General features: G+C 75.5%; 20 protein-coding genes. 9 read left to right on the top strand and 11 right to left on the bottom strand.

Annotated elements, in window-relative coordinates; genetic code table 11:
* From PKA89_RS12095 to PKA89_RS12085, 3 genes are all read right to left on the bottom strand, one after another.
* On the bottom strand, positions 1 to 302 hold a 302-nt coding region (locus PKA89_RS12095), incomplete at its 3' end, for an acyltransferase family protein (RefSeq protein WP_324419748.1).
* Positions 303 to 310: 8 nt separating this feature from the next.
* A complete protein-coding gene (locus PKA89_RS12090; RefSeq protein ID WP_324419745.1) occupies positions 311 to 760 on the bottom strand; it encodes a GtrA family protein in 450 nt (149 codons plus the stop codon).
* A 105-nt stretch (positions 761 to 865) separates the two neighbouring features.
* Positions 866 to 2,563 (bottom strand): hypothetical protein, encoded by a 1,698-nt coding sequence (locus PKA89_RS12085; RefSeq protein WP_324419743.1) that lies wholly within the window; start codon positions 2,561 to 2,563, stop codon positions 866 to 868.
* Positions 2,564 to 2,786: 223 nt separating this feature from the next.
* Between PKA89_RS12085 and PKA89_RS12080 the strand changes: the two genes are divergently transcribed.
* From PKA89_RS12080 to PKA89_RS12055, 6 genes are all read left to right on the top strand, one after another.
* Positions 2,787 to 3,731: a glycosyltransferase family 2 protein gene (locus tag PKA89_RS12080; RefSeq protein WP_324419742.1), complete on the top strand. Its 945-nt coding sequence runs from the start codon at positions 2,787 to 2,789 to the stop codon at positions 3,729 to 3,731.
* Positions 3,728 to 5,008, top strand: coding sequence for a hypothetical protein (locus tag PKA89_RS12075; RefSeq protein ID WP_324419740.1), 1,281 nt, complete (start codon positions 3,728 to 3,730; stop codon positions 5,006 to 5,008). The genes PKA89_RS12080 and PKA89_RS12075 overlap by 4 nt, the downstream gene beginning before the upstream one ends.
* Entirely contained in the window at positions 5,005 to 6,885 is a 1,881-nt protein-coding gene (locus PKA89_RS12070; RefSeq protein ID WP_324419737.1) for a DUF6541 family protein, read from the top strand. Before PKA89_RS12075 ends, PKA89_RS12070 begins: the two co-directional genes overlap by 4 nt.
* Entirely contained in the window at positions 6,882 to 8,315 is a 1,434-nt protein-coding gene (locus PKA89_RS12065) for a hypothetical protein (protein ID WP_324419735.1), read from the top strand. Before PKA89_RS12070 ends, PKA89_RS12065 begins: the two co-directional genes overlap by 4 nt.
* Before the next feature lie 72 nt (positions 8,316 to 8,387).
* Positions 8,388 to 8,843: an acyltransferase gene (locus PKA89_RS12060; protein WP_324419733.1), complete on the top strand. Its 456-nt coding sequence runs from the start codon at positions 8,388 to 8,390 to the stop codon at positions 8,841 to 8,843.
* Positions 8,840 to 9,970, top strand: a complete 1,131-nt coding sequence (locus PKA89_RS12055; protein WP_324419731.1) for a hypothetical protein — start codon at positions 8,840 to 8,842, stop codon at positions 9,968 to 9,970. The genes PKA89_RS12060 and PKA89_RS12055 overlap by 4 nt, the downstream gene beginning before the upstream one ends.
* Here PKA89_RS12055 and PKA89_RS12050 read toward each other — a convergent pair.
* The 5 genes from PKA89_RS12050 to PKA89_RS12030 all read right to left on the bottom strand — a co-directional run bounded on the left by PKA89_RS12050 (position 9,877) and on the right by PKA89_RS12030 (position 15,496).
* Complete coding sequence (locus tag PKA89_RS12050) at positions 9,877 to 10,341, bottom strand: GtrA family protein (protein ID WP_324419729.1); 465 nt, start codon at positions 10,339 to 10,341, stop codon at positions 9,877 to 9,879. The two genes, PKA89_RS12055 and PKA89_RS12050, sit on opposite strands and share 94 nt — an antisense overlap.
* A gap of 72 nt (positions 10,342 to 10,413) precedes the next feature.
* Entirely contained in the window at positions 10,414 to 12,231 is a 1,818-nt protein-coding gene (locus PKA89_RS12045) for a hypothetical protein (RefSeq protein ID WP_324419727.1), read from the bottom strand.
* A 6-nt stretch (positions 12,232 to 12,237) separates the two neighbouring features.
* Complete coding sequence (gene ahcY, locus PKA89_RS12040; protein ID WP_324419725.1) at positions 12,238 to 13,689, bottom strand: adenosylhomocysteinase; 1,452 nt, start codon at positions 13,687 to 13,689, stop codon at positions 12,238 to 12,240.
* A 155-nt stretch (positions 13,690 to 13,844) separates the two neighbouring features.
* Positions 13,845 to 14,330, bottom strand: coding sequence for a hypothetical protein (locus PKA89_RS12035; protein WP_324419723.1), 486 nt, complete (start codon positions 14,328 to 14,330; stop codon positions 13,845 to 13,847).
* Positions 14,331 to 14,452: 122 nt separating this feature from the next.
* Positions 14,453 to 15,496 carry a cation diffusion facilitator family transporter gene (locus PKA89_RS12030; RefSeq protein WP_324419721.1) on the bottom strand — a complete coding sequence of 348 codons (1,044 nt, stop codon included), beginning with the start codon at positions 15,494 to 15,496 and terminating at the stop codon, positions 14,453 to 14,455.
* Between the two features lie 42 nt (positions 15,497 to 15,538).
* On the opposite strand from PKA89_RS12030, the gene PKA89_RS12025 reads away from it, so the two are divergent.
* Complete coding sequence (locus tag PKA89_RS12025) at positions 15,539 to 16,072, top strand: YbaK/EbsC family protein (protein ID WP_324419719.1); 534 nt, start codon at positions 15,539 to 15,541, stop codon at positions 16,070 to 16,072.
* Positions 16,073 to 16,076: 4 nt separating this feature from the next.
* Here the strand turns inward: PKA89_RS12025 and PKA89_RS12020 are convergent, their stop codons facing one another.
* The gene (locus PKA89_RS12020) at positions 16,077 to 16,724 is read right to left on the bottom strand and encodes a response regulator transcription factor (RefSeq protein ID WP_324419718.1); all 648 of its coding nucleotides are present in this window, start codon (positions 16,722 to 16,724) and stop codon (positions 16,077 to 16,079) included.
* Positions 16,721 to 18,862, bottom strand: coding sequence for a histidine kinase (locus PKA89_RS12015; protein ID WP_324419716.1), 2,142 nt, complete (start codon positions 18,860 to 18,862; stop codon positions 16,721 to 16,723). The genes PKA89_RS12020 and PKA89_RS12015 overlap by 4 nt, the downstream gene beginning before the upstream one ends.
* Positions 18,863 to 19,061: 199 nt before the next feature.
* Here PKA89_RS12015 and PKA89_RS12010 point away from each other — a divergent pair, with 199 nt between their 5' ends.
* Together PKA89_RS12010 and PKA89_RS12005 are read left to right on the top strand one after the other, a co-directional pair.
* Positions 19,062 to 19,745 carry a hypothetical protein gene (locus PKA89_RS12010; RefSeq protein WP_324419714.1) on the top strand — a complete coding sequence of 228 codons (684 nt, stop codon included), beginning with the start codon at positions 19,062 to 19,064 and terminating at the stop codon, positions 19,743 to 19,745.
* Between the two features lie 89 nt (positions 19,746 to 19,834).
* Positions 19,835 to 20,119 (top strand): hypothetical protein, encoded by a 285-nt coding sequence (locus PKA89_RS12005; protein ID WP_324419712.1) that lies wholly within the window; start codon positions 19,835 to 19,837, stop codon positions 20,117 to 20,119.
* Between the two features lie 3 nt (positions 20,120 to 20,122).
* Here PKA89_RS12005 and PKA89_RS12000 read toward each other — a convergent pair whose 3' ends face one another.
* Positions 20,123 to 21,289 (bottom strand): SIS domain-containing protein, encoded by a 1,167-nt coding sequence (locus PKA89_RS12000; RefSeq protein ID WP_324419709.1) that lies wholly within the window; start codon positions 21,287 to 21,289, stop codon positions 20,123 to 20,125.
* Positions 21,290 to 21,299 lie beyond the last annotated feature (10 nt).

Raw genomic sequence — 21,299 nt, 5'->3', positions numbered from 1 at the left:
AGGTGCGCATCGAGCCGATGCGGCGCGGCTACACCGACGAGGAGGCCGCCGGGCGGGAGCAGCCGCACGCCCCGCCGGCGCAGGAAGGTCCGGTGGGCCGCCCACGAGGCGGGGGCCCGCCACACGAGCCCGGCGACGAGGTAGCCGGAGAGCGCGAAGAAGACGATGACGCCCATGCTGCCGAGCGGGGCGAAGGGCAGCAGGCCGAGGTGCACGACGACGTGGCTCGAGACGACGGCGAGCGCGGCGAGACCGCGCAGCCCGTCGAGGGCCGCGACCCGGGAGGTGGTCGACCCGGCCACGGCGACGCTCAGGCCTCGGCGCGGCGCCGGAAGGTGACCCGCAGGTGGCCGAGGAAGGAGAACCCCACGACACCGACGAGGACGAGGAGCTGGGCGACGAAGGGCCGCAGGCCGAGGGCCTCGACGCAGAGCGGGACGCCGACGAGGCTCATCGCGGCCCCGGTCCACCAGACCCCGAGGAAGGCCACGACCTGGCGGCCGAGCGGACCGCCGGCACGGAACACGAGTCCGCGGTAGGCGGGGAACGCGAAGGCCATCGCGCACAGCTGCGCCGCCGCGAGGGCGAGGAGGTAGTGCGCACCGACGAGCAGGGAGCCGCCGAGCACCGAGAGGTACACCACCTGGGTGACCCCGCCGACGACCCCGTAGCGGACGACGACGGGCAGGACGGCCCACGTGCGGCGCAGCCGGCCGAGGTCGGGCGCGACCGGCACGGCGGCCAGGGTGGGCTGGGCCATCGGGCTCCTCGGGATCGCGCGGGCGGGTCGGTCCCGGTCACGCTAGGCGCCCGCCCGACCCGCGGTCACGGGCCGGGCCGGGCAAGGGGCCGTTCGGCCGAGCAGTCAGGACGAACGGGGTACGGCGACGACGCGGACGTCCGGCACGCACGCGTACCGGGCCCGCACCTCGGCGACGGGGTGGTCGCTGAGCACCGCCGGCGCGTCCGCGGCCCGCAGCAACGCGCACTCCTGCTCGACGGTCAGCGACGACTGGGGCCGGTCGATGCCCCCGCTCGTCGGGCGCACCGCCGCGAGGAGGATCCGCGCGACCGTGTCGGTGACGACCGGACCATCCGTCCAGACCACCTGCGCGTCGCCGGCGCCGGGGGCCGAGACCGCGCGGAGCACGGTCGGCCCGTCGGTCGTCGACCACCCACCGGTGAAGGCGGCGAACGGGCCGAGCAGGGCGAAGACGAGGACCGTCGCGAGGCCGCCACCTCCCACGACCCGCAGCAGCGAGGCGCCGCGGAACGAGGCGCGGTCGACCCGGAGGGCGAGCCCCACGACGACGACCGCGAGGGGCGCGAGGCCGAGGACCGCGGTGTGCCACAGCAGCTTGCTCGGGTAGTAGGCGAGCGGCGAGACCCCGACGTAGAGCGCGAGGAGGACCCCGGTCACCGCAGGGACCGCCATGAGCGCGAGCACGGTCGCGGTACGCCGGTGGCGCCGCCGGAGGACGAGGACGCCGGCCGCCCCCGCCCCGAGGGCGAGGAACGCCCACGGCACCGGCGAGACGACGTCGGCGTCGCTCGCGTGCTGCACCCCGACCCGGGTGACGACGGCGAGGAGGGCCGGCCAGGCGGCGACCGCCCCGACGAGCAGGCCGACGGCGAGCACGAGCCGGCCGCGCCGCCCGGCACGGAGCAGGCCCCGGGCCGGGCCCAGCGCCGCGAGCGCGGCGACCGGGAGGAGCAGCTGCCAGGTGTGCGCGAGGACCACCCCGCCCGCGACGGCGACGACGAAGCCGCGGGCCCCGGTCGGGTCCGTGAGCCGCGCCCGCAGCACGACGGCGAGGACGGAGGCCGCGACGAGCGACCCCTCCAGCCCGAGCGCCTGGTAGGTGGCGAGGAAGAACGGCCACGCGGTGACGCAGCCGGCGACGAACCCCGCTCCGGCGGAGGCGCGCAGGCCGAGCCCGGTGCGGGAGCCGAGGGAGGCGGCGAGGGCGGCCGTCGTCAGGGCGAGCGCGGCGGAGAGCAGCCAGGCGAGGAGGGCGCCGAGGTCGACGACGGCGGTGACGGAGTCCTCGGGGCGCAGGCCCGCGGCACTCCAGACCAGGGCGACGACCGTGTGCCACGCCCGCGGGTAGGACTCGACGTCGTAGCCGAGCACACCGGCCGCCTGCTCCTCGGCGGTGAGGACGAGGTGGCGGACGTGGTCGCCGCCGAGGTACCACTCGGTACGCACGCCGACCGGGAGGAACCGGGCGGCCACGGCCCACCCGACGACGAGCAGGGCCGGGGCGGCGGTCACGAGCTGGGCCGTGCGCGGCGCCGACGGGCCGCGGCCGCGGCGCAGGACCCGGAGCGCGAGGACGGCGACCACGGCGAGGAGGACGAGGAGGCCGACGGAGGCCGCCTGCGAGCGCAGCGGCCGCCAGCCGAGGGGCGCGGCGAGGGTCATCAGGGCGAGGAGGCCGGCCACCGCGACGAGGGCGGCCGACCCGAGGTCGCCGAGGGCGCCGAACGGGTCGCGGCCGATCCGGGCGGGGACGCCGGTCGCGACCGCGGCGGCGCCACGCGTCCGGGTCGTCGCGGTCATCCTGGCCTCCGGCCGTGCAGGTGCTGGTCCCGCCTCGGGTCGGGGCCGGCCGGACGGCGGGCCCGCTCGTGCGACTGTACGCGCGCGCGGGAGGGGCCGCCCGACGGCCCTCGGCCGAAAGACCCGAACGGACGATGCGTGCCGCGGGCGAAGCGGCGGCCCCGCGGGCTATCTTCGCTGCGGCAGGACCCGGCCCCCGGTGCCGACGGCGAGGAGTGTGACGGTGTACGAGGGAATGCGCGTCGCCGTCGTCGTGCCCGCGTACCGGGAGGAGGCGCTCATCGCCTCCACGGTCACCGCGATGCCGCCCCTCGTCGACCACGTGATCGTCGTCGACGACTGCAGCCCGGACGCCACCGGCGATCGCGCCCGCGAGGCCGCCGACGAGCGCACCGAGGTGATCCGCCTGCCCGAGAACCAGGGGGTCGGCGGGGCCGTGCTCGCCGGCCACCGACGCGCCCTCGAGCTCGGCGCCGACGTCAGCGTCGTCATGGCCGGCGACGGGCAGATGGACCCCGAGTTCCTCCCCCAGCTGCTCGACCCGATCGCTTCCGGCAGAGCGCAGTTCACGAAGGCCAACCGGTTCTACGGCCGCGGGAGCTTCGCCGGCATGCCGGCGATGCGCGTCGTCGGGAACATCGTCCTGTCCTTCCTCACGAAGGCCGCCTCCGGCTACTGGAACCTCTTCGACCCGCAGAACGGGTACACCGCCATCCACCGCGAGGCCCTCGAGCGCGTCCCGTTCGACCTCATCGCCAAGCGCTACGACTTCGAGAACGACCTGCTGATCCAGCTGAACATCGCGCACGTCCCGGCGGCCGACGTCGCGGTCCCCGCGCGGTACGGCACCGAGGTCTCCGGGATGAACCTCGCGACGGTGGGCCCTCGCATCGCGGCGCGGCTGTTCAAGGGGTTCTGGACGCGCATCTGGTGGAAGTACGTCCTCCAGTCCTTCTCGGCGGTCGCCCTCCTCCTCTTCGCCGGCATCGCGCTCACCGGCTTCGGCCTGCTCGTCGGGCTCTGGGTGCTCTGGGAGACCCTCGGGCCCCCGGTCGCGACCGCCGGCTCGGTCATCCTCTGCGTCGGCCCCCTCCTGTCCGGCATCCACATGCTCCTCTTCGCGATGCTCCTCGACATCCAGGACCCGACCAACGCCAGCCGAGGGTGAGCGACCACGACGGGGGCACCCTGATGCGCGAGGCGGGGGCGTCGGCCGACCCCGTGCCGTCGGCGGGCGCCGGAGACCGGCCGACCGTCCGGGACACCGCCATCGCGCTCACCGTCTTCCTCCTCGCGCGGGCGCTCAGCGCCGTCTTCCTCCTCCTCGCCGCCCCGGCCCAGGTCGCCCTCACCGACTCCCCCGACCATCACGTCGAGGGGTCGCTGCCGGCCTCGCCGGGCTACTGGGACGTCGTGACCAACTGGGACGGCCAGTGGTACGAGACCATCGCGACGCACGGCTACCGCACCGACCCGGCCCTCTTCGGCCCGCCCGCGCAGCGCAACGAGATGGCCTTCTTCCCCGTGTACCCGATGCTCTGCCGCGGCGTGATGGCCGTGACCGGTGCCTCGTTCGGGGTCGCGGCCAGCCTCGTCAGCCTCGTCGCGGGCGCGCTCGCCGTCGTCCTCCTGGCCCGATGGCTGGTGCGCACCCGGGGGCGGCTCGTGGCCCACCTCGCGGTCGCGGGGCTCGCGGTGTTCCCGACGGCCGTCGTGTTCCAGACCGCCTACACCGAGTCGCTCGCGCTGCTCCTGCTCGTCGTCGTGCTCACCGCGCTGGCCGGGCGCCGGTGGGCGGTCCTGTGGGGGGCCCTGCTCGTCCTCGGGCTCACCCGGCCGGTCCTCGCCCCGGTCGCCCTGTACCTCCTCGTGCTCGCGTGGCGGGCCCACCGCGCGCCGGCCGGCGACGAGCGTCGCGCCGACGTGCGTCCACTCCTCGTCTCCGTCGGCGTCGCCGGGCTGGCCACGGCGGCGTGGCCGGTCACCGTCGCCGTGCTGACCGGCATCCCGACCGCCTTCACCGACACGATGGCCGCCTGGGTCAAGGCGGGCGGGCTGCGCGGCGGCTGGGTCGCCGGCATCTGGCAGCTCGTCGGGCCGGCGGCGGCGCTCGCGCTCGTCCTCGTGGGCGGGGCACTCGCCTGGGTCCGCAGCCGCCGACCGCGTCCCGACCGGCCGGCCGACGGGCTCGGCACGTGGGGGCCGCTCTACCTCGGCTACGTGCTGCTCACGACGACGATCAACCCGAGCATCCTGCGCTACTCGCTGCTCACCCTCGTGCCCGCCGAGCCCACCCGGCGCGCCGTCACCGCACCGCTGGCGCGGTTCGGGACGCGCGGGGTGGTCGTCGCCGCGGGCGCCGTCCTCCTCGTCGAGGTGCTCCTCCAGTGGTGGTGGGTCCGCGCGCTCTGGGTCATTCCGGGCGCACCGGTGCTCCCACCGTGAGCTTCACGATCGCCCTCCTCGCCGCGACGCTGCTCCTGTTCCTCCCGGGCCTCGCCGTGCTGTGGTCGGCCGGTCGCCGCGGCTGGACGGCCTGGGGAGCCGCCCCACCGGTCTCCATCGCCCTGCTGCTGCTCACCGGAGCGGTGGGGCACGTGGCCGCATCGGACACGGTGCACGGTGCGGGAGCGGTCGTCCTCGCCGTCCTGACGGCAGCCGTCGCCGGGGCGACCCGGCTGCTCGCCCGTCCCGTCGAGGACCCTCGTGAACCCTCCCGGCCGGGCGGTCGGTGGTGGCCCGCTGCGGCGGTCGTCTCCGGCGGTGCGGTGGTGGCCACCGTCCTCGGCCGGGCCGTCGGCAGCGCGACCGCGTGGCCCCAGATCCACGACTCGATCTTCCACGTCGGCGCGACGACGATGCTCGTGCGCGACGGGTCCGCGTGGGCCGGGGACGTCACCGCGTACGCCCGGGTGCCCTACCCGGGTGGATGGCACGCGGTGGCGGCGCTCGTGACGGGCCTCAGTGGCGTCGACCCGCTGACGGCGTCACACGCCCTGCTCACGGTGGTCGTGTCCCTCGTGTGGCCGGTCGGCGTGGTGCTCCTGGCCCGCACCGTGTGGGGTCCGTCCCCGGCCGTCCTCACCACCGCCGCCGTGAGCGCGTTCCTCTGCTACGGCCTGCCCTACCAGCTCCTCACGTGGGGCGTCGTGTGGCCCTTCCTGCTCGCGACGGCCCTCCTGCCCCCGGTCCTCTCCCAGGTGCTCGAGCTCACCGGCCTGGTCGCGGTGGCCGGCGGGCGGAGGCGGATCGCCGCGGCCGCCGTGCTCCCGGTCGTCGGGGCCGCAGCGGCCACCGTCGTCCACCCCGCCGCGCTCTACGGCGTGGCGGTCATCGGGCTCCCGGCCGTCCTCGAGCGCCTGGCCCGGGCTGGTCGTCACCGTCTCGCGGTGGTCGTGGCCGCCGGCGGGGCGCTCGCCGTCGCGGCCGCGTGGTCGGTGCGGCCGCCCGAACGGCTCCTCGTCGCGGGAGCCGCCGGAGGCGGCTACGGCGCCCTCGACGTGGTCGCCCTCGTCCTCTCCACGGTCTCGCAGCACCCGCTGTCCGCGGCGGTCGGTGCGCTCGCCGTCACGGCAGGAGCCGTCCTGTCGGTCCGCGCGGGCCGCGCCTGGGTCGCCGTCGGTCTCGTCGTGCCGCTCGCCCTCGCCGCCTCCGTCCTCGTCCTCCCGCACGGGGTCGTCTCCGTCCTCACGTGGCCCTGGTACAGCGACGTCAACCGACTGAGGGCGCTGGCCGTCGTACCGGCCGTGCTCGCGGTGGCGGCCCTGGCCCGGAACGTCGCCGGCCGAGCCGGCGAGGCCCGGGCGCTCGTGCCGTGGGGCGTGCCCCTCGTCGTCGCCGGCCTGGCCGCCCTGACCCTCGTGACGGCGGCGCCCGTGGTCCGCGCGCTGTACCACCCGGAGACCGCCGACCGGTGGTGGGCGACGCCCGCCGAGCAGGACGCCCTCGCCTCGCTGGCCGACCGCCTCCCTCGAGGCGCGACGGTCGCCGCCGACCCGTTCCGTGGCGGGACGTTCCTCTTCCTCCACCGCGACGTCACCCTCCTGTTCCCGGTGGGCGACCCGCCGCTCCCGTCGCGGCCCGGGGCAGTGGAGGTGGCGGCCCGGCTGGACCGGGTGCGGAGCGACCCCGGCGTGTGCCGAGCCGTCGTCGCGTCCGGACTGACCCACGTCCTCACCGGCGGCGACGCGAACGCCGACGAGACCGCGCTGGGTGACGCCTACGCCGGCCTCGCCCGGGTCGGTTCCGACACACCCGGATTCACCGAGCTGGCGAGCAGCGGGCCGTACACACTCTGGCGCGTGGACCGGTGCACGTCATGAGGGTCGTCGAGCCCGAGCACGACCCCCTTGACGGTCGGCCGTGGCGCATCCCGCTGTGGGCCCGGCTCACCCCGCTCGTGCTCGTCGTCCTCGTCGTCGCGACGCAGACCGTCCACGCCGTCAACGACCCCGACACGTGGTGGCACCTGCGCACCGGCGACGAGCTGCGCGGGCACCTCGACCTGGTCGGCCCCGACCCGTGGAGCCCGTTCACGACCCGTGAGTGGATCCGGCACCAGTGGCTGGGCGACCTCCTCCTCTCCTGGCTGCACGGCCTCGGCGGGCTGCCCGCCGTCGCCTGGTACGTGGCGCTCCTCGGGACCACGACCCTGGTCGTCGCGTACCTCGTGGCGCGGCGGGACGCGGCCGTGCTCCCCGCCGCCGCCCTGGCCCTCGCGGCCGCCGTCGGCACCTCGATGACGCTCAGCGCACGGCCGCAGTCGTTCTCGCTCCCGTTCACCCTCGTCGCGGGCGGGGCCTGGCTCGCGACCGCCCGCGACCACCGCAGCCGGTGGTGGCTCGTCCCGTTCACCTGGGTCTGGGCGTGCCTCCACGGGTTCTGGTTCGTCGCACCGCTGCTCGGGCTCGTCGTCGCCGTGGGCCTGCGGCTCGAGCGGGCGCCCGGCCGTGTGGTGGCGCGGGCCACCGCTGTTGCGCTGACGTCGCTCGTCGCCGCGGCGCTGACGCCGGTCGGGCCCCGCCTGCTCACGGCACCGTTCCAGGTGGGCACGATCACGGCGCTCATCGACGAGTGGCGTCCCCCGACCGTGGGGATGCCCGCGTTCCTCGTCACGTGGGCCATGGCGATGCTGCTCGTGCTCGTGTGGAACGTGGGGCGGGCGCCGACGTGGCCCGAGATCGGCGTCCTCGTCCTGGCCGGCTACCTCCTCGTGACGCACGGCCGGACCGTCGCGCTCGCCGCCGCGCTCCTCGTCCCGCTCCTCGCCCGAGCGGTGCAGGAGCGCACCCCTCTCGGCCGAGAGGGGCTCGGCCGGGCCGAGGTGCTGGCGCTGCTCGTGGCGGCTGCCGTCGGTCTCGGCGGGGCGTGGACGCTGGCCGGCACGCGAGCGGCCGCGCCACAGGGCTTCCCGACCGCCCTGGCCGACCGGCTGGACGCGCTCCCCGACGGGACGGTCGTGTGCAACGACTACGGCGTCGGGGGGTGGCTGTGGTGGGCCCACCCGCGGCTCGTCCCGGTGATCGACGGTCGGACCGAGCTCTACGCACCGGCGGACGTCGAGGCCTACGCACGCTTCGCTGCCGGTGGCGACGGCACGACCGCACTCGTCAGCCACCGGGGCTGCTCCGCCGCCCTGGTGCGCGCCGGCTCCCCGCCGGCGGCCACGCTGACGCGGGGAGGCTGGTCGGTCGCGGGGACCGCGGAGGGCTGGACCCTGCTCGGCCGTCCCCAGCCGCCGGAGGATTCCTGACCTGCGTCGACACGACCGGCAGCAGCAGGCGACCACCCGGCGAGCGGGGGTCGCGCCCACTAGGTTGAGGCCATGTCGCTTCGTGCAGCGCTCCTCCACCGGGCCGCCGACTGGGTGCCCTCCGACGCCGCCCGTGCTCGGGTCTACCGCGCGTCGGGACTCTCGATGGGCCGGGACGTGTTCGTCGGCGAGGGCGTCCTCTTCGACAAGCTCTTTCCGCAGAACGTCGTCATCGGCGACCGGGTGGCGATCGGCGCCCGGTGCATCATCACCACCCACCAGACGACCGTGACCGCGCGCGACCTCTCGGTCCTCTACCCCGACAAGCAGTTCACGACGACCATCGAGAACGACTGCTGGCTCATGCCGGGGGTGACGGTCACCCCCGGAGTGACGATCGGACACCACTCGGTCATCGCGACGGGTGTCGTCGTGCACAAGGACGTCGCACCGTACAGCGTGGTCGTGGGCCCGGGCTTCCGGGTCGCCAAGACGCTGCGGCCCGAGGACGTCGGGCAGAGCGGATGACGAGCCTCGCGTACCGGTGCTGGACACCGGACGCCGAGGACCGACGCCGCGTCCGCGAGCGGATCGTCACGCACGAGGGCTCGAAGCTGACCTGGCACGTCGAGGGCGACCGGGTCCACCTCGGGTTGCCGTGGTGGCAGGTCGAGGAAGACCACCTTCGGGAGTCCGACCTCGCACGGGAGCAACCGACCTACTCACGACTGCCGATCCCGTACACCCTCATCCCGTTCTCCGTGCGGACCCGGCTCAACCGAGCACGCATCGCTGGCCTGCGCCGGGCGGAGGCCGAGGGTCCGGACCCCTTTCCCGCCGACCCCGTCGAGACGAGGCTCGACACCTTCCGGCGGGAGGTGTGGACCGAGGCGTCGCGGCTCGCGGGAGTCCCCGTGCAGGTCGACACCGAGCGCACGTTGGTCCTCACCCACGACCTCGACGAGGAGTACGGGCTCGCCGGCGTCGAGATGCTGCGGAGGGTGGAGCGGGAGCTCGGTGTCGCGTCGGCCGTCGGCGTGCTCTCCCGTCGGTACACGGTCGCCGGCTCTGTCCTCGAGGCCCTCCTGGACGAGGGCTGCGAGGTGTTCTCGCACGGCTACCTCCACGATGGACTGCTGCCGTTCCTTCCACCGGAGCAGCTTCGGACCCGGCTCGCCCACTTCTTCGAGGTCTACCCGTCGATGGCCGGTCGGGTGCGCGGCTTCCGCGCCGGCCAGCTGGTCCGGTCGGCGGGGATGTTCGAGGTCGTCGCCGAGTTCTTCGAGTACGACATGACCCCCCCGACCGTCGAGCTCGGCGGGCCGCACGGCTGGCGCACGGGGTGCGGGACGACGATCCCGTTCATCGGCCCCTCGGGCCTGACCCACCTTCCGCTCACCCTGCCCCAGGACTACTTCCTGGCGTTCGTCGACCGGCTCTCCGCCGACGAGGTCGCCGACGCGTGGACCCGGGCCGCCGAGGCGGTCTGGGCCGCGGGCGGGGTTGCCGTCCACCTCGTGCACCCGGACAACGTCCGGCGCCGACCGGCACTCCTCGCGGCCTACCGCACCTTCCTCGAGCGGTCGCTCGACTCCGGGGCGACGGTCCGGCTGCCGCGGGACGTCGTCATGACGAAGCGCGGCGTGAGCAGGTAGTTCGTGAAGAACAGCGCCACGACGGCGGCGACCTTGGCGACGCGGTAGTCGACGCCGAGCCGGCTCAGTCCGGTGACGGCGATCACCGTGACGAGGGCGTTCGCGGCCCCGAGCAGGAGGTAGCGCACCACCTTCCCCACCTCACCCGCATCCCGGGCGTGGGGGAAGACCCACATCCGGGTCAGCCCGTAGTGGACGACGCCTCCGAGGACGTAGGCCCCCAGCGTGGCGACGACGAGGGGCCAGCGCAGCACACCGTGGAGCACGACCAGGGTGCCGAAGTCGACCACGAAGCCGGCGCCGCCGGTGAGCCCGAACTTGGTCAGCCGGACCGCGTGCGAACGCAGGCGCTGGTGGTCGGGAGGGTGCACGGGGCCATCATGACGCGGTGAGCAGCCGCCCATCGGGAGGTGCGCCGTCCGTGCGCGCCGCCTCCCGCATCCTCAGGGCGAGGCGGGACAGCCCAACCGACTCGCGACGGCGGGCCCGGGCCGGAGCACGGAGATCTCGAAGGTCCGCCCGAACTGACGTGACGCGAAGCGGTCCACGGCGGTGTAGTCGCGGTGGAGGTCCAGCCGCCCGCCCGTGAACGCCGGCGACACGTCGGAGGGGTTGTCCGGCGCGTACAGCAGGTAGGCCGCGGCGCGTTCGCGGCACGGCACCCGGTCGAGCGCGTAGCGGGCCGACTCGACCCCGCCCGCCCACGTCCCGTAGAGGTGCGCCCGTCCCAGCGGATGGCCTCCGAGCTCGAAGGCGTAGCCGGCCCCCACCCCGGTGAGGTCGACCACCGGGGTGTCGGCGGAGATGCCTTCCTCGTCCGCCAGCCCGTGCAGCCGGGTCGCGACCGCCGCCTCGTCGGCCGGGAGCAGCAGCGTGCCCGAGGCGACGGGGGCGGGGACCGTGGCGCCGGCCAACGAGGACTCCGGCGGACCGGCCGACCACGCGGTCCAGAGGACGATCCCGGTCACCGCGCACCCGACGGCGGCGGCGACCGCCGGGGACAGCAGGGTCGGTCCCGTCCGTGCGGGGAGCACCGCGACCGCGCCGAGGGCGGCCACCCAGAGGCACGCGGCCTGCGCCGTCACGAGGGAGAACGCCACGTTGGATCCGAGAGCGTACGGGTACGGGAGGAGGAGGACCGCGACGAGGACGACCGCGCGGCCCGAGGCCCGACCCCGCTGGGCCAGCAGCGCCACGGTCGCGAGCAGGGGGAGGGCGAGCGCGACCGACAGTGACCGGTGCACCTGTCCGCCGGCGCCGACGAGGTGGCTCGCGAACGCGGCCAGGACCCCGCCGAGGACGAGGACGACGAGCGCGGACACCGCACCGGCGCCTGCTGAGCTCCCCGCGGCGCGGGTGACGGCGGACCCCACGGTTCGACGGAGGACGAGCGGCGGGAGCACCACGAGGAGCAGTGGCGTGCCGAGGAGGAGCAGGCCGCTGACGTCGGGCACGGTGAAGCCCGCGAGCTGGAGCACGGACCCGTGGTCACCGAGGAGCTCCACCATCCGCAGCCCGGAGACGTGGTACTGGACGGCCTGCCGCGGGGTCATCCCGGCGAGGGCGAGCACGCCCGCGGCCGCGCCGACGACGGCGGCACCGGTCCAGCCGAGGAACCGCGGACGCCACCACCGCCGGAGCGCCACGACGACGAGGACGAGGAGCCCGGCGGCCGCTCCGGTCGTCGGCCGACCGGTCCCCGCGACGACGAGCCCCAGCCCGAGGAGGACACCGGCGGACCGGTCACGGCCGTCCTCGGCGCGCGCCAGGCCCGCGGCGACGAGGACCAGGCCCAGCAGGGCCACCCAGCGGTAGCCCGGGTCGCGGGTCCACAACGTGCGCACCAGCAGGGTCGAGGCCGCCGCGGCCGCCGCGACCGCCCACGTCGACGACGCCGCGAGGCGGCTCCCGCGGGCCGCCATCCGCACGAGGTCCCGGGCGGCCAGCGCAGCGGCTGCGGCGAGGAGCAGCGCCCCGACCGTGCGCAGCACCGCCACGTCCTCCCCGACCAGCTCGTAGACGGGGTGGAGGAGGAAGCCGAACAGGTACACCTCGCCCGCGGCTCGGGAGGCACCGGGCGACGCGACGAGCCGCAGCTGGTACGCCCCGTCGAGCAGGTCGAGGCCCCGCGGCGAGAGCGCCAGCCCGGCGGCCAACAGGGCCCCCGCGACGACGACCGAGAGGCCCGCGGCGAGCGCCGCGAGCCTCTCGGTCCGGTCCCCGGGTCTCCCCACCCGGGTCCGCGTGGTGCGTCCCCCCATCCGGTGTCAGTAGCGGTAGTGCTCCGGCTTGTACGGCCCCGCGACGTCGACGCCGAGGTACTCGGCCTGCTCCTTGGTCAGCTCGGTGAGCTCGACCCCGAGCGCCTCGAGGTGCAGCTCGGCGACCTTCTCGTCCAGGTGCTTCGGGAGGGTCTTGACCTGCGGCCTGCCGTCCTCGTCGTAGTACTCGTCGGTCTTCCCGAACAGCTCGATCTGGGCGATCGTCTGGTTGGAGAACGAGTTCGACATGACGAAGCTCGGGTGGCCGGTGGCGTTGCCGAGGTTCATGAGGCGCCCCTCGGACAACACGATGATCGAGTCGCCGTCCTCGAAGGTCCACTCGTGCACCTGCGGCTTGATCTCCTGCTTCTTCACGCCCGGGACCTTCGCGAGGCCGGCCATGTCGAGCTCGTTGTCGAAGTGGCCGATGTTGGCGAGGATCGCCTTGTTCTTCATCCGCTGCATCTGCTCGGCGGAGACCACGTTGAAGCAGCCGGTCGAGGTGACGACGATGTCGGCCTGGTCGACGACCGAGTCGAGGCGCGCGACCTGGTAGCCGTCCATCGCGGCCTGGAGCGCGCAGATCGGGTCGATCTCGGTGACGATGACCCGGGCGCCCTGGCCGCGCAGCGACTCGGCGCAGCCCTTGCCGACGTCGCCGTAGCCCGCGACGACCGCGACCTTGCCGCCGATGAGGACGTCGGTGGCGCGGTTGAGGCCGTCGATGAGCGAGTGGCGGCAGCCGTACTTGTTGTCGAACTTGCTCTTGGTGACCGAGTCGTTGACGTTGATCGCCGGGAAGAGCAGCTCGCCGGCCTCGGCCAGCTGGTAGAGGCGGTGCACGCCGGTCGTGGTCTCCTCGGTGACGCCCTTGATCTCGGCGGCCACCCGGGTCCACTTCTGCGGGTCCTGCGCCATCGTCCGGCGGACGAGTGCCTTGAAGACGCCGAACTCCTCGGAGTCCTCCTCGGTCGTGGGCGGCACCTGGCCGGCGGTCTCCCACTCCTTGCCCTTGTGCACGAGCATCGTGGCGTCGCCGCCGTCGTCGAGGATCATGTTGGCGCCGGCACCACCGGGCCAGGTGAGGATCTGCTCGGTGCAGTCCCAGTACTCCTCGAGGGTCTCGCCCTTCCACGCGAACACCGGAACGCCCTGCGGGTCCTCGGGGGTGCCGTGCGGGCCGACGACGACCGCGGCCGCGGCCTCGTCCTGGGTCGAGTAGATGTTGCAGGAGGCCCAACGGACCTCGGCACCGAGCGCGGTGAGCGTCTCGATGAGGACGGCCGTCTGGACGGTCATGTGCAGCGAGCCGGCGATGCGCGCGCCGGCGAGCGGCTGCGCGTCGCCGTACTCGGCGCGCAGGGACATCAGGCCGGGCATCTCGTGCTCGGCGAGGCGGATCTGGTGGCGACCGGACTCGGCGAGCGAGAGGTCGCGGACCTTGTGGTCAACGGACATGCGAAAGCTCCTTGTGGGCAGCGTCTGTTCGAGTTGACCGGCGTCGCCCATCTGGGCCGCGCAGTGCGAGGGTCATCACCCAGGCCGGTAGTGCAGCGTTCAGGTTACCGCAGGCGCCGGACGGGCCGGTCGGTCCGCGGCCGTGCCTCGACGGCTCAGCCGCGACCCGCGTCGGTCGGCAGGAGGGGGGCCCGCTCGGGTGGAGGCAGGGTGGCCAGGATGGCGTCGAGCTGGGCACCGGCGGCGACGTAGGAGTCCCGGGCCACCCCGAGGCCCCACCACGCCGCGAGGGCGCAGACCACGCCGAGCTGGACGGTCGCGACCGGCACGCCGAGCGCACCGAGGGCGGCGACCGCCACCGCGCTGGTCACCACGCCCTGACGGAGCCCGGCTCGCGACCGGCGCACCACGGCCGGGTCGCCGGGGCCCCGGAGCGCCACCATCGCGAGGAGGACGACGGCCTGTGCGGCGAGGTAGGTCACCGGCGCCGGGTGGCTGGACGCACCGAGCGCACCCACCACGACGAGGCAGCCGAGCTGCGGCACCAGGCGCAGCGCGCGCTGGAGGGCGAGCGGGGAGGGCCGTCGCGACGTGCCGGCGGGCACGAGCTCGGTCGCGTCGAGAGCCGCCACGGGGGCCATGCACGACCTCCTCGTCACTGGTGCGGGTCCACGGTTCCCGCCAGCCTACGGATCCCGTGGTCCGTCGGCCTCCCGGACGCGGGTGTGTCGTCCGTTCGGCCGACCCCGGTGCTTCGCCGGCCTCAGCCCCGGGAGGCGTCCTCGACGGCGGACTCGCGGGGGTCGGCCACCACCCCGCCGGGGCCGTCGACGCTCGGGCTGCCGGGTGAAGCGTCCAGGTCGGGCTCGAGGTAGATGACGATCCTCATCCCGGGCAGGCCCTCGCGGACCGCGCGCTCGGCCTCGTTGATGGCCGCGGTGACCTCGGCGGCGCTGTCCGTCGCACCGACGGCGAGCTTGGCCGCGACGAGGACCTCGTCCGGGCCGAGGTGCATGGTGCGGCTGTTGATGACGCGGTCGACGGCCTCGGGCGACTCGAGCGCGGCGATGATGCGCGCGCGCACCTCGGGGATCGCGGCCTCCCCGACGAGGAGGGAGCTCATCTCCACGGCGAGGAAGGCCGCGAGGAGGACGAGCAGGACCCCGATCGCCCCCGAGCCCAGACCGTCCCAGACCGGGTTGGCCGTGAGCAGGGTGAGCCCGACGCCGAGGAGCGCGAGGGCGAGGCCGATGATCGCCCCGAAGTCCTCGAGGAGGACGACCGGCAGCTCGGGCGACTTCGTCGTGCGGACGAAGCGCAGCCACGAGCGACGGCCCCGGATCCGGTTGGACTCGCGCACGGCCGTGCGCAGGCTGCTCCCCTCGAGCACCATCGCGACGAGCAGCACCGCCAGCGGCACCCACCACCAGCGGGAGGCGAAGGGGTCGTAGTCGTCCTCGCCGAGCGCCTCGCGGATCTTCTCGTAGGACTCGTAGAGGGCGAAGACGCCGCCGAGGACGAACAGCATGATCGCGACGACGAACGAGTAGACGTAGCGCTGCTGGCCGAAGCCGAAGGGGTGCTCGAGGTCCGCGGAGCGACGGGCGCGCCGGCTGCCGACGAGGAGCAGCACCTGGTTGCCGGTGTCGGCGAGCGAGTGGACGCTCTCGGCCAGCATCGACGAGAAGCCGGTGAGGAGGAAGGCGACGAGCTTGGTGACGGCCACCCCGAGGTTGGCCAGCAGCGCTGCGAGGATCGCCACCGAGCCACCGTCGCGGTCGCCCTCGTCCTTCTCGTCCTGCGCCATGCCACCGATCCTAGGGATCGTGCCTCGCCTACCGTGGGGTGCATGCCGACCTCCCGCGGAACCCTCGACTGGATGCCCGCCGCCGACCACCCCGAGCTCCTGGCGCCTCCGGTCGCCGCGGCCCTGACAGCCGTGCCCGGCGCCCTCGTCGCGGCGATCGACCCGGGCCTGGCCGACACCGCCGCGCTGTGCGAGGCCTACGACGTCTCGCTCGGGGCCAGCGCCAACTGCGTCGTCGTCGCCGGCCGGCGCGGTGGCGAGACGCGGTACGCCGCGGTGATGGTCCTCGCCACGCACCGGGCCGACGTCAACGGCGTCGTCCGCCGGCGCCTCGACGCCCGGAAGATCTCCTTCGCGCCCCACGACGACGCCGTCACCCTCACCGGGATGGAGTTCGGCGGCATCACCCCGGTCGGGCTGCCGGAGGGGTGGCCGGTGCTCGTCGACGACGCGGTCGTCGAGGCCGGCGAGGTCGTCGTCGGCAGCGGCACCCGCGGCGGCAAGCTGCTCCTCACCGGCGCCGACCTGCTGGCCCTGCCCGGCGCCGAGCGACTCGCCCTCGCGCTCCCCGGCTGACCGGTCAGCGACCGAGCCCGGCGTCGCGGGCCCGGATGATCGCGGCGGCGCGGTCCGCGGCCTGCAGCTTCTGGAGCACGGCGGAGACGTGGTTGCGGACCGTCTTCTGCGAGAGGAAGAGCCGCGCCGCGATCTGCCCGTTGGTCAGGCCGGTGGCCACGAGGTCGAGGACCTCGCGCTCGCGCGGCGACAGCTCCGGGAAGGGCGTCTGGTCCGGTGCCGGGGGCCGCGCGAAGAACTCGGCGATCCGGGACGCGAGCACCGCACCGAAGACCACGCCACCGGCCGCGACCGTCGTCACCGCGCGCACCACCTCGTCCGGTTCGGCACCCTTGAGGAGGTACCCGCGTGCCCCGGCCCGGACGGCGTCGAAGATCGTCGCGTCCTCCTCGGACATGGTGAGGACGACGACGCCGACGTCCGGGTGCTCGGCGGCCAGCCGACGGGTGGCCTCGATGCCGTCGAGCTCGGGCATCTGCACGTCCATGACGACGACGTCGGGGGCGAGCGCGGCCACCTTGACGAGGGCCTCCGCGCCCGTCGAGGCGGTCCCGAGCACCCGCACCTCGTCGATGCTCGCGAGGAGGGCCGCGAAGCCCTCGCGGAACACCGGGTGGTCGTCGACGACGAGGACCCCGACCGGCTCGCTCACGGCGCCTCCTTCCCCGCGGTCGACCGAGCAGCGGGAGCGGACGACCGGCCACCAGCCTGCCCCCCGGGGCCGGGCCCGACCGGAAGGCGCGCCAGGACACGGGTGCCCCGGCCGCCCGGGCCGGGACCGACCGAGCAGCTGCCGCCGAGCTCCGCGGCCCGCTCCCGCAGCGAGACGAGACCGACCCCGGCCGCGGTGCCGTCCTCGATGCCCCGCCCGTCGTCCACGACCTCGAGCTCGAGGGCGCCCGCCGAGACGCCGAGGCGCACGACGGCCCGCCGGGCACCGCTGTGCCGCCCGACGTTCGCGAGGGCCTCGGCGACGATGCGGTAGGCCGCCACCTCGACCGCCGCCGGCAGGTCGTCGACCCCCGGCCCCGCCTCGAGGTCCACCTCCACGCCGGCGGCCGCCGCGCGCGCGTGCTGCGCCAGCGCGCCGACGAGCCCGACGTCGTCGAGCGCCGGCGGCCGCAGGCCGTGGACGAGCCGCCGGACCTCGCCGAGCATGCCCGTGACGTCGGACCGGGCCCGGCGGAGCACCTCGTCGGCCCCCTCCGGGTCGCGCGGGGCGGTGATCCGGGCGGTGTCGATGCGCGTGGCCACCGCGGCGAGCATCGGTCCGAGCCCGTCGTGCAGGTCGCGGCGCAACCGTCGGCGCTCGTCCTCGACCGCGGTGACGAGCCGCTCGCGGCTGTCCTGGAGCGCCTCGGCGAGGAGGGTGGCGCGCACGGCGGCGGCCGCCTGCCGGACGACGTCCGCCATGAGGCGTTCCTCGGCGGGGCGCAGGCGCGTCCCGACGCCGCTCGCCGGGAGGAGCAGCCGCCCGATCTGTTCGCCGCGGTAGGTGACCGGCAGGCCGCGGGTCGCCTCGGGCCGCTCGCCGTGCTCGACGAGGAGCACCGTCCCGTCCTCCGAGGCCACCTCGACCCCGACCCAGCGCGTGCGCACGGCCCGCGCCACGGCGCGGGTCACCGCCGCGAGCTCGTCGTGCGCCGTCCGCGAGTCCTCGAGCCGGCGGGCCAGCCCGGCGACGACGTCGTAGGGATCCTCCCGGCCCCCGATGGCTCGCCGGACCCATCGGCTCAACCGCGACCGCAGCGGCAGCCAGAGCCCGACGACGACGACGACGGCGAGGACGAACGCCTCGCGCTGCTCGACGCGGTCGCCGACGAGCCACGAGGTGCCCCCGAGCACGAGCAGGTCGAGCAGGACGGAGGCGACCACCGGGACGGCGAGGACGAGGGTGTCGCCGAGCAGCCGGTCGACGTCGACGAGGCCCGGGTCGGTGGCGGCGACCGCGACGGCCCCGGCGGTCGCGGCGACCGCCACGGTGAGACCGATCCCCCCGAGCGCCGGCACGGCGGCCACCGCGAGCATGACGAGCACGTCGACGACGGCCGCCCACACCAGCCACCGGCCCTGGGCGCGCTCGCGCCCACCGGCCCGGCGGTGCCGCGCCACGACGACGACGAGGGCTGGCACGAGGCTGACCGGCAGGAGGAGGTAGGCGGTGCGCAGGAGGACCGTCCACACGCCGTCGGGCAGCGGGAGGGTGAGCGGGTCGAGGTCGACGCCGGCGAGCGGCGCCGGCAGCGCGCCGGACCCGCTCTCGGCCTGGGCGAGGCGCGAGGGAGCGGCCAGGAGCACGAGCGGCAACAGGCCGGCCGCGAGGACCGAGACCGCCGCCGCCCAGCGGGCCCGCCTGACCGGCCAGCGGCCGGTCGGGAACAGGACGAGCACGAGCGGCAGCGCGAGCAGCAGGCCGGCGCCGAGCCGCTGGTAGAGGGTGAAGGCGGCCGTCGCACCCGGGAGCGCCGGCGAGGTCGTGGTGGACAGCGCGAGCCACGCCGCCGCCAGGCCGTCGACGGCCCACCAGAGGCCGAAGCCCGAGAGCACCGTCCCGAGCCGGTTCCCCGGACGCCGGGTGAGCAGGAGCGCCCCGGCGACGACGAGCGCGAGCGCCGGCGGAGCGGCCGTCCAGCCCGGGTCGAGCCGGAGCAGCGCACGGTGCCGGTCGTCCACCCTGAGGTCGAGGAGCACCGTCACGAGCGCGATGCCGAGAACTGCCCCGACGAGGGCGCGGCCGGCCCACCGGCCGCGCGCGGCGGACACGGGGCGCTCGGCGATGGTGGTCGTCACCCGAGCAGCGTGCCGCACCGGGCGTCCCGGTGTCTGTGGGACGCGCGTCCCGTTCCGGCCGGGACACCGGCGGTGACGCACGACGGGACCGGTGCCCCTGACGCCACGGGACGCCGGCCGGGAAACCTGCTCCTCAGCCGCGGCGAGCACTCGCCGCACCGACCGGGAGGCAGGACCTCCCCTTCGAGAGGACAGCACGATGGAACGCACCACCCTGAGCCCGGCCCCCGCCCGGACCGACTCCCCCACCCCCGCGGTCGCCCCCGGCGGCGACCCGGCGCACGAGCAGCGGCTCGACCGGGCGGCCGCCGTCGACCTGCGCTCCGTGCGGCGTCGCGGTGCCCTCCTCGCGGGCGGCGCCGCGACCTGGGCCCTGGCGACCTTCACCGTCGGCAGCATGCCCGAGACCTCCCTCGGGTGGGCCGTGCAGGACCTCGGCGGGCTGGTCTTCCAGGTCGGCGTCTGGGCCCTGCTCGGCGTCCAGGCCGCCACCCTCGCCACCGGCACCGGTCGCTTCGCCCGCCGCATGGTCCCGGTCGAGCGGGTCGTGCTCGCCGTCGCCATGGTGTGGTCGCTGCTCCACGGCGCGGTGCCGGCCTGGCGGGACGCCCCCTGGCTCGCCGTCCTCGACGTGTTCTGGCCCCTGTCGATGCTCGGCATGTTCGTCATCGGCGTCAAGGTGGCCGTCGCCGGCCGGTGGCGGGGTGCGGCGCGCGGGTGGCCGCTGCTCGCGGAGAGCTGGGCCGTCGTCACCGTCCCGACCTTCGTCGTGGCCGGCGAGGCCCTCGGCAACCTCGTCGGCGGAGTGCACCTGCTCCTGGGCTACACCGGCCTGGGTCTGCTCCTCGTGCTCCGTCCCGAGCTGGTCCGCCCCCGGCGCTGAGCGTCGCGACGGCCCGGTCCTGCCCCGCGCAGGACCGGGCCGTCGTGGCGTCCGGGGTTGGGAACGGCCCGGGTGGGTAAGCCGTCAGCATGACGAAGGAGCCCGACGCCGAGACCGTCCGCCGTGCCCGGGAGGCGCAGCAGGAGGAGACCGAGGACCGGGCCGCGGGCCCCGCGCAGCAGTGGCGGGAGGAGGCCGAGGACATCGCCCGGATGAACGCCGGGCAGGCGAGCCGTGCCGCGGAGATGGGGGACCGCGTCGAGCCCACCATCCCGGTGTCCGACCCGCAGGACGACCCCGAGGTCGTGCAGGACCGGCCCGTGGGCGAGGCGCAGGAGGCCCAGACCGGTCGGCACCACGCCGAGAACGGCTGAGGCTCAGCTCGTGCGGTCGCGCAGGTCCGTGACGTGCCGGGAGACCGAGGGGTCGAACCCGAGCCCGAGGGCGAGGTAGGTGGCGGCGAAGTCGGTGAGCCCGACGAGTGAGGCGAGCCGCTCGACCGGGTGGCCGTCGCGCGCCTCGGGCTCGAGGACGACCGCCCCGGCCTCGCGGGCCGACCCGACGACGGCGTCCGCGAGCCCGCGGGCGGCGGGGTCGAGACCCGGGTCGCGGAGCACGACGAGCCCGAGCCGCGGCAGCGACGGCCCGTCGAGGTAGGGATCGGCGAAGATGTCGCGCTCTCCCCCACCGGGTCCGCCTCCACCGACGGCTCCGAGGCCGCTGCCGAACGGTCCGTCCAGCGTGGCGACCACCGAGGAGGCGGCGTCCGGGAGCGCCCCGTGGGTCGCGGGGACCCGGGCGGTGCGCGAGAGCATCTGCGCGGCGCGGCAGGCCGCCACCCCGGTGAGGGCACCGTCGCCGAGGACGAGGGGCACGGTGCCGTCGAGCCCGGTGGCGATGACCTTGGCTGGGTTGACGAAGGCCTCGGAGGACGGACGACACTCCTCGGCGACGTCGTCGAGGACGTCGGCGACCCGCTCTAGGACCTCGACCGGGACGGACGCGAGACCGAGCCGGTCCGCGGCGACGAGCACCGGCGTCAGCAGCGACCACAGCGCCGTGCGCGAGCTCGGGGCCGGGATCGCGACGTCGACGTGCACCCCCCGGGCCCGGGCGGCGACGTCGGCGAGCGGCGAGCCGGCCGCTCCGACGGTCAGCAGGGACGCGCCGCGCCGGGCAGCCTCGGCGGCGAGGGCGAGCGGGCCGGCCGCCCGCCCGCTCTGCGAGACGGCGATGACGAGGTCGAGCGGCCCCACCCATCCGGGCAGGGGGGCGTCCCGGCGCACCGTGACGGGGACGGGCGACCCGGGGTCGGCCAGCACGTCGAGCACGTCCCCGACGACGGCCGAGCCGCCGAGGGCGGCCACGAGGACCGACCGGGGGCGCTCGCCGCCCGAGACCCGGCCGACGCCCGCCTCGTCGGCGGCGACGAGGGCACGACGCACCTGGGCCCCGGCGGAGGCGAGCGAGCGGAGGGAGTCGCGGGTGTCGAGCGCCGTGAGCGCGTCGAGGTCGTCCAGCCGCGCCTCGTCGACCCAGGTCATCGTCGTCCTC

Origin of the sequence: Phycicoccus sp. (assembly GCF_035325325.1) — a bacterium.
GTDB lineage: Bacteria > Actinomycetota > Actinomycetes > Actinomycetales > Dermatophilaceae > Phycicoccus.
This window is presented reverse-complemented; position numbering and strand designations above follow the sequence as displayed.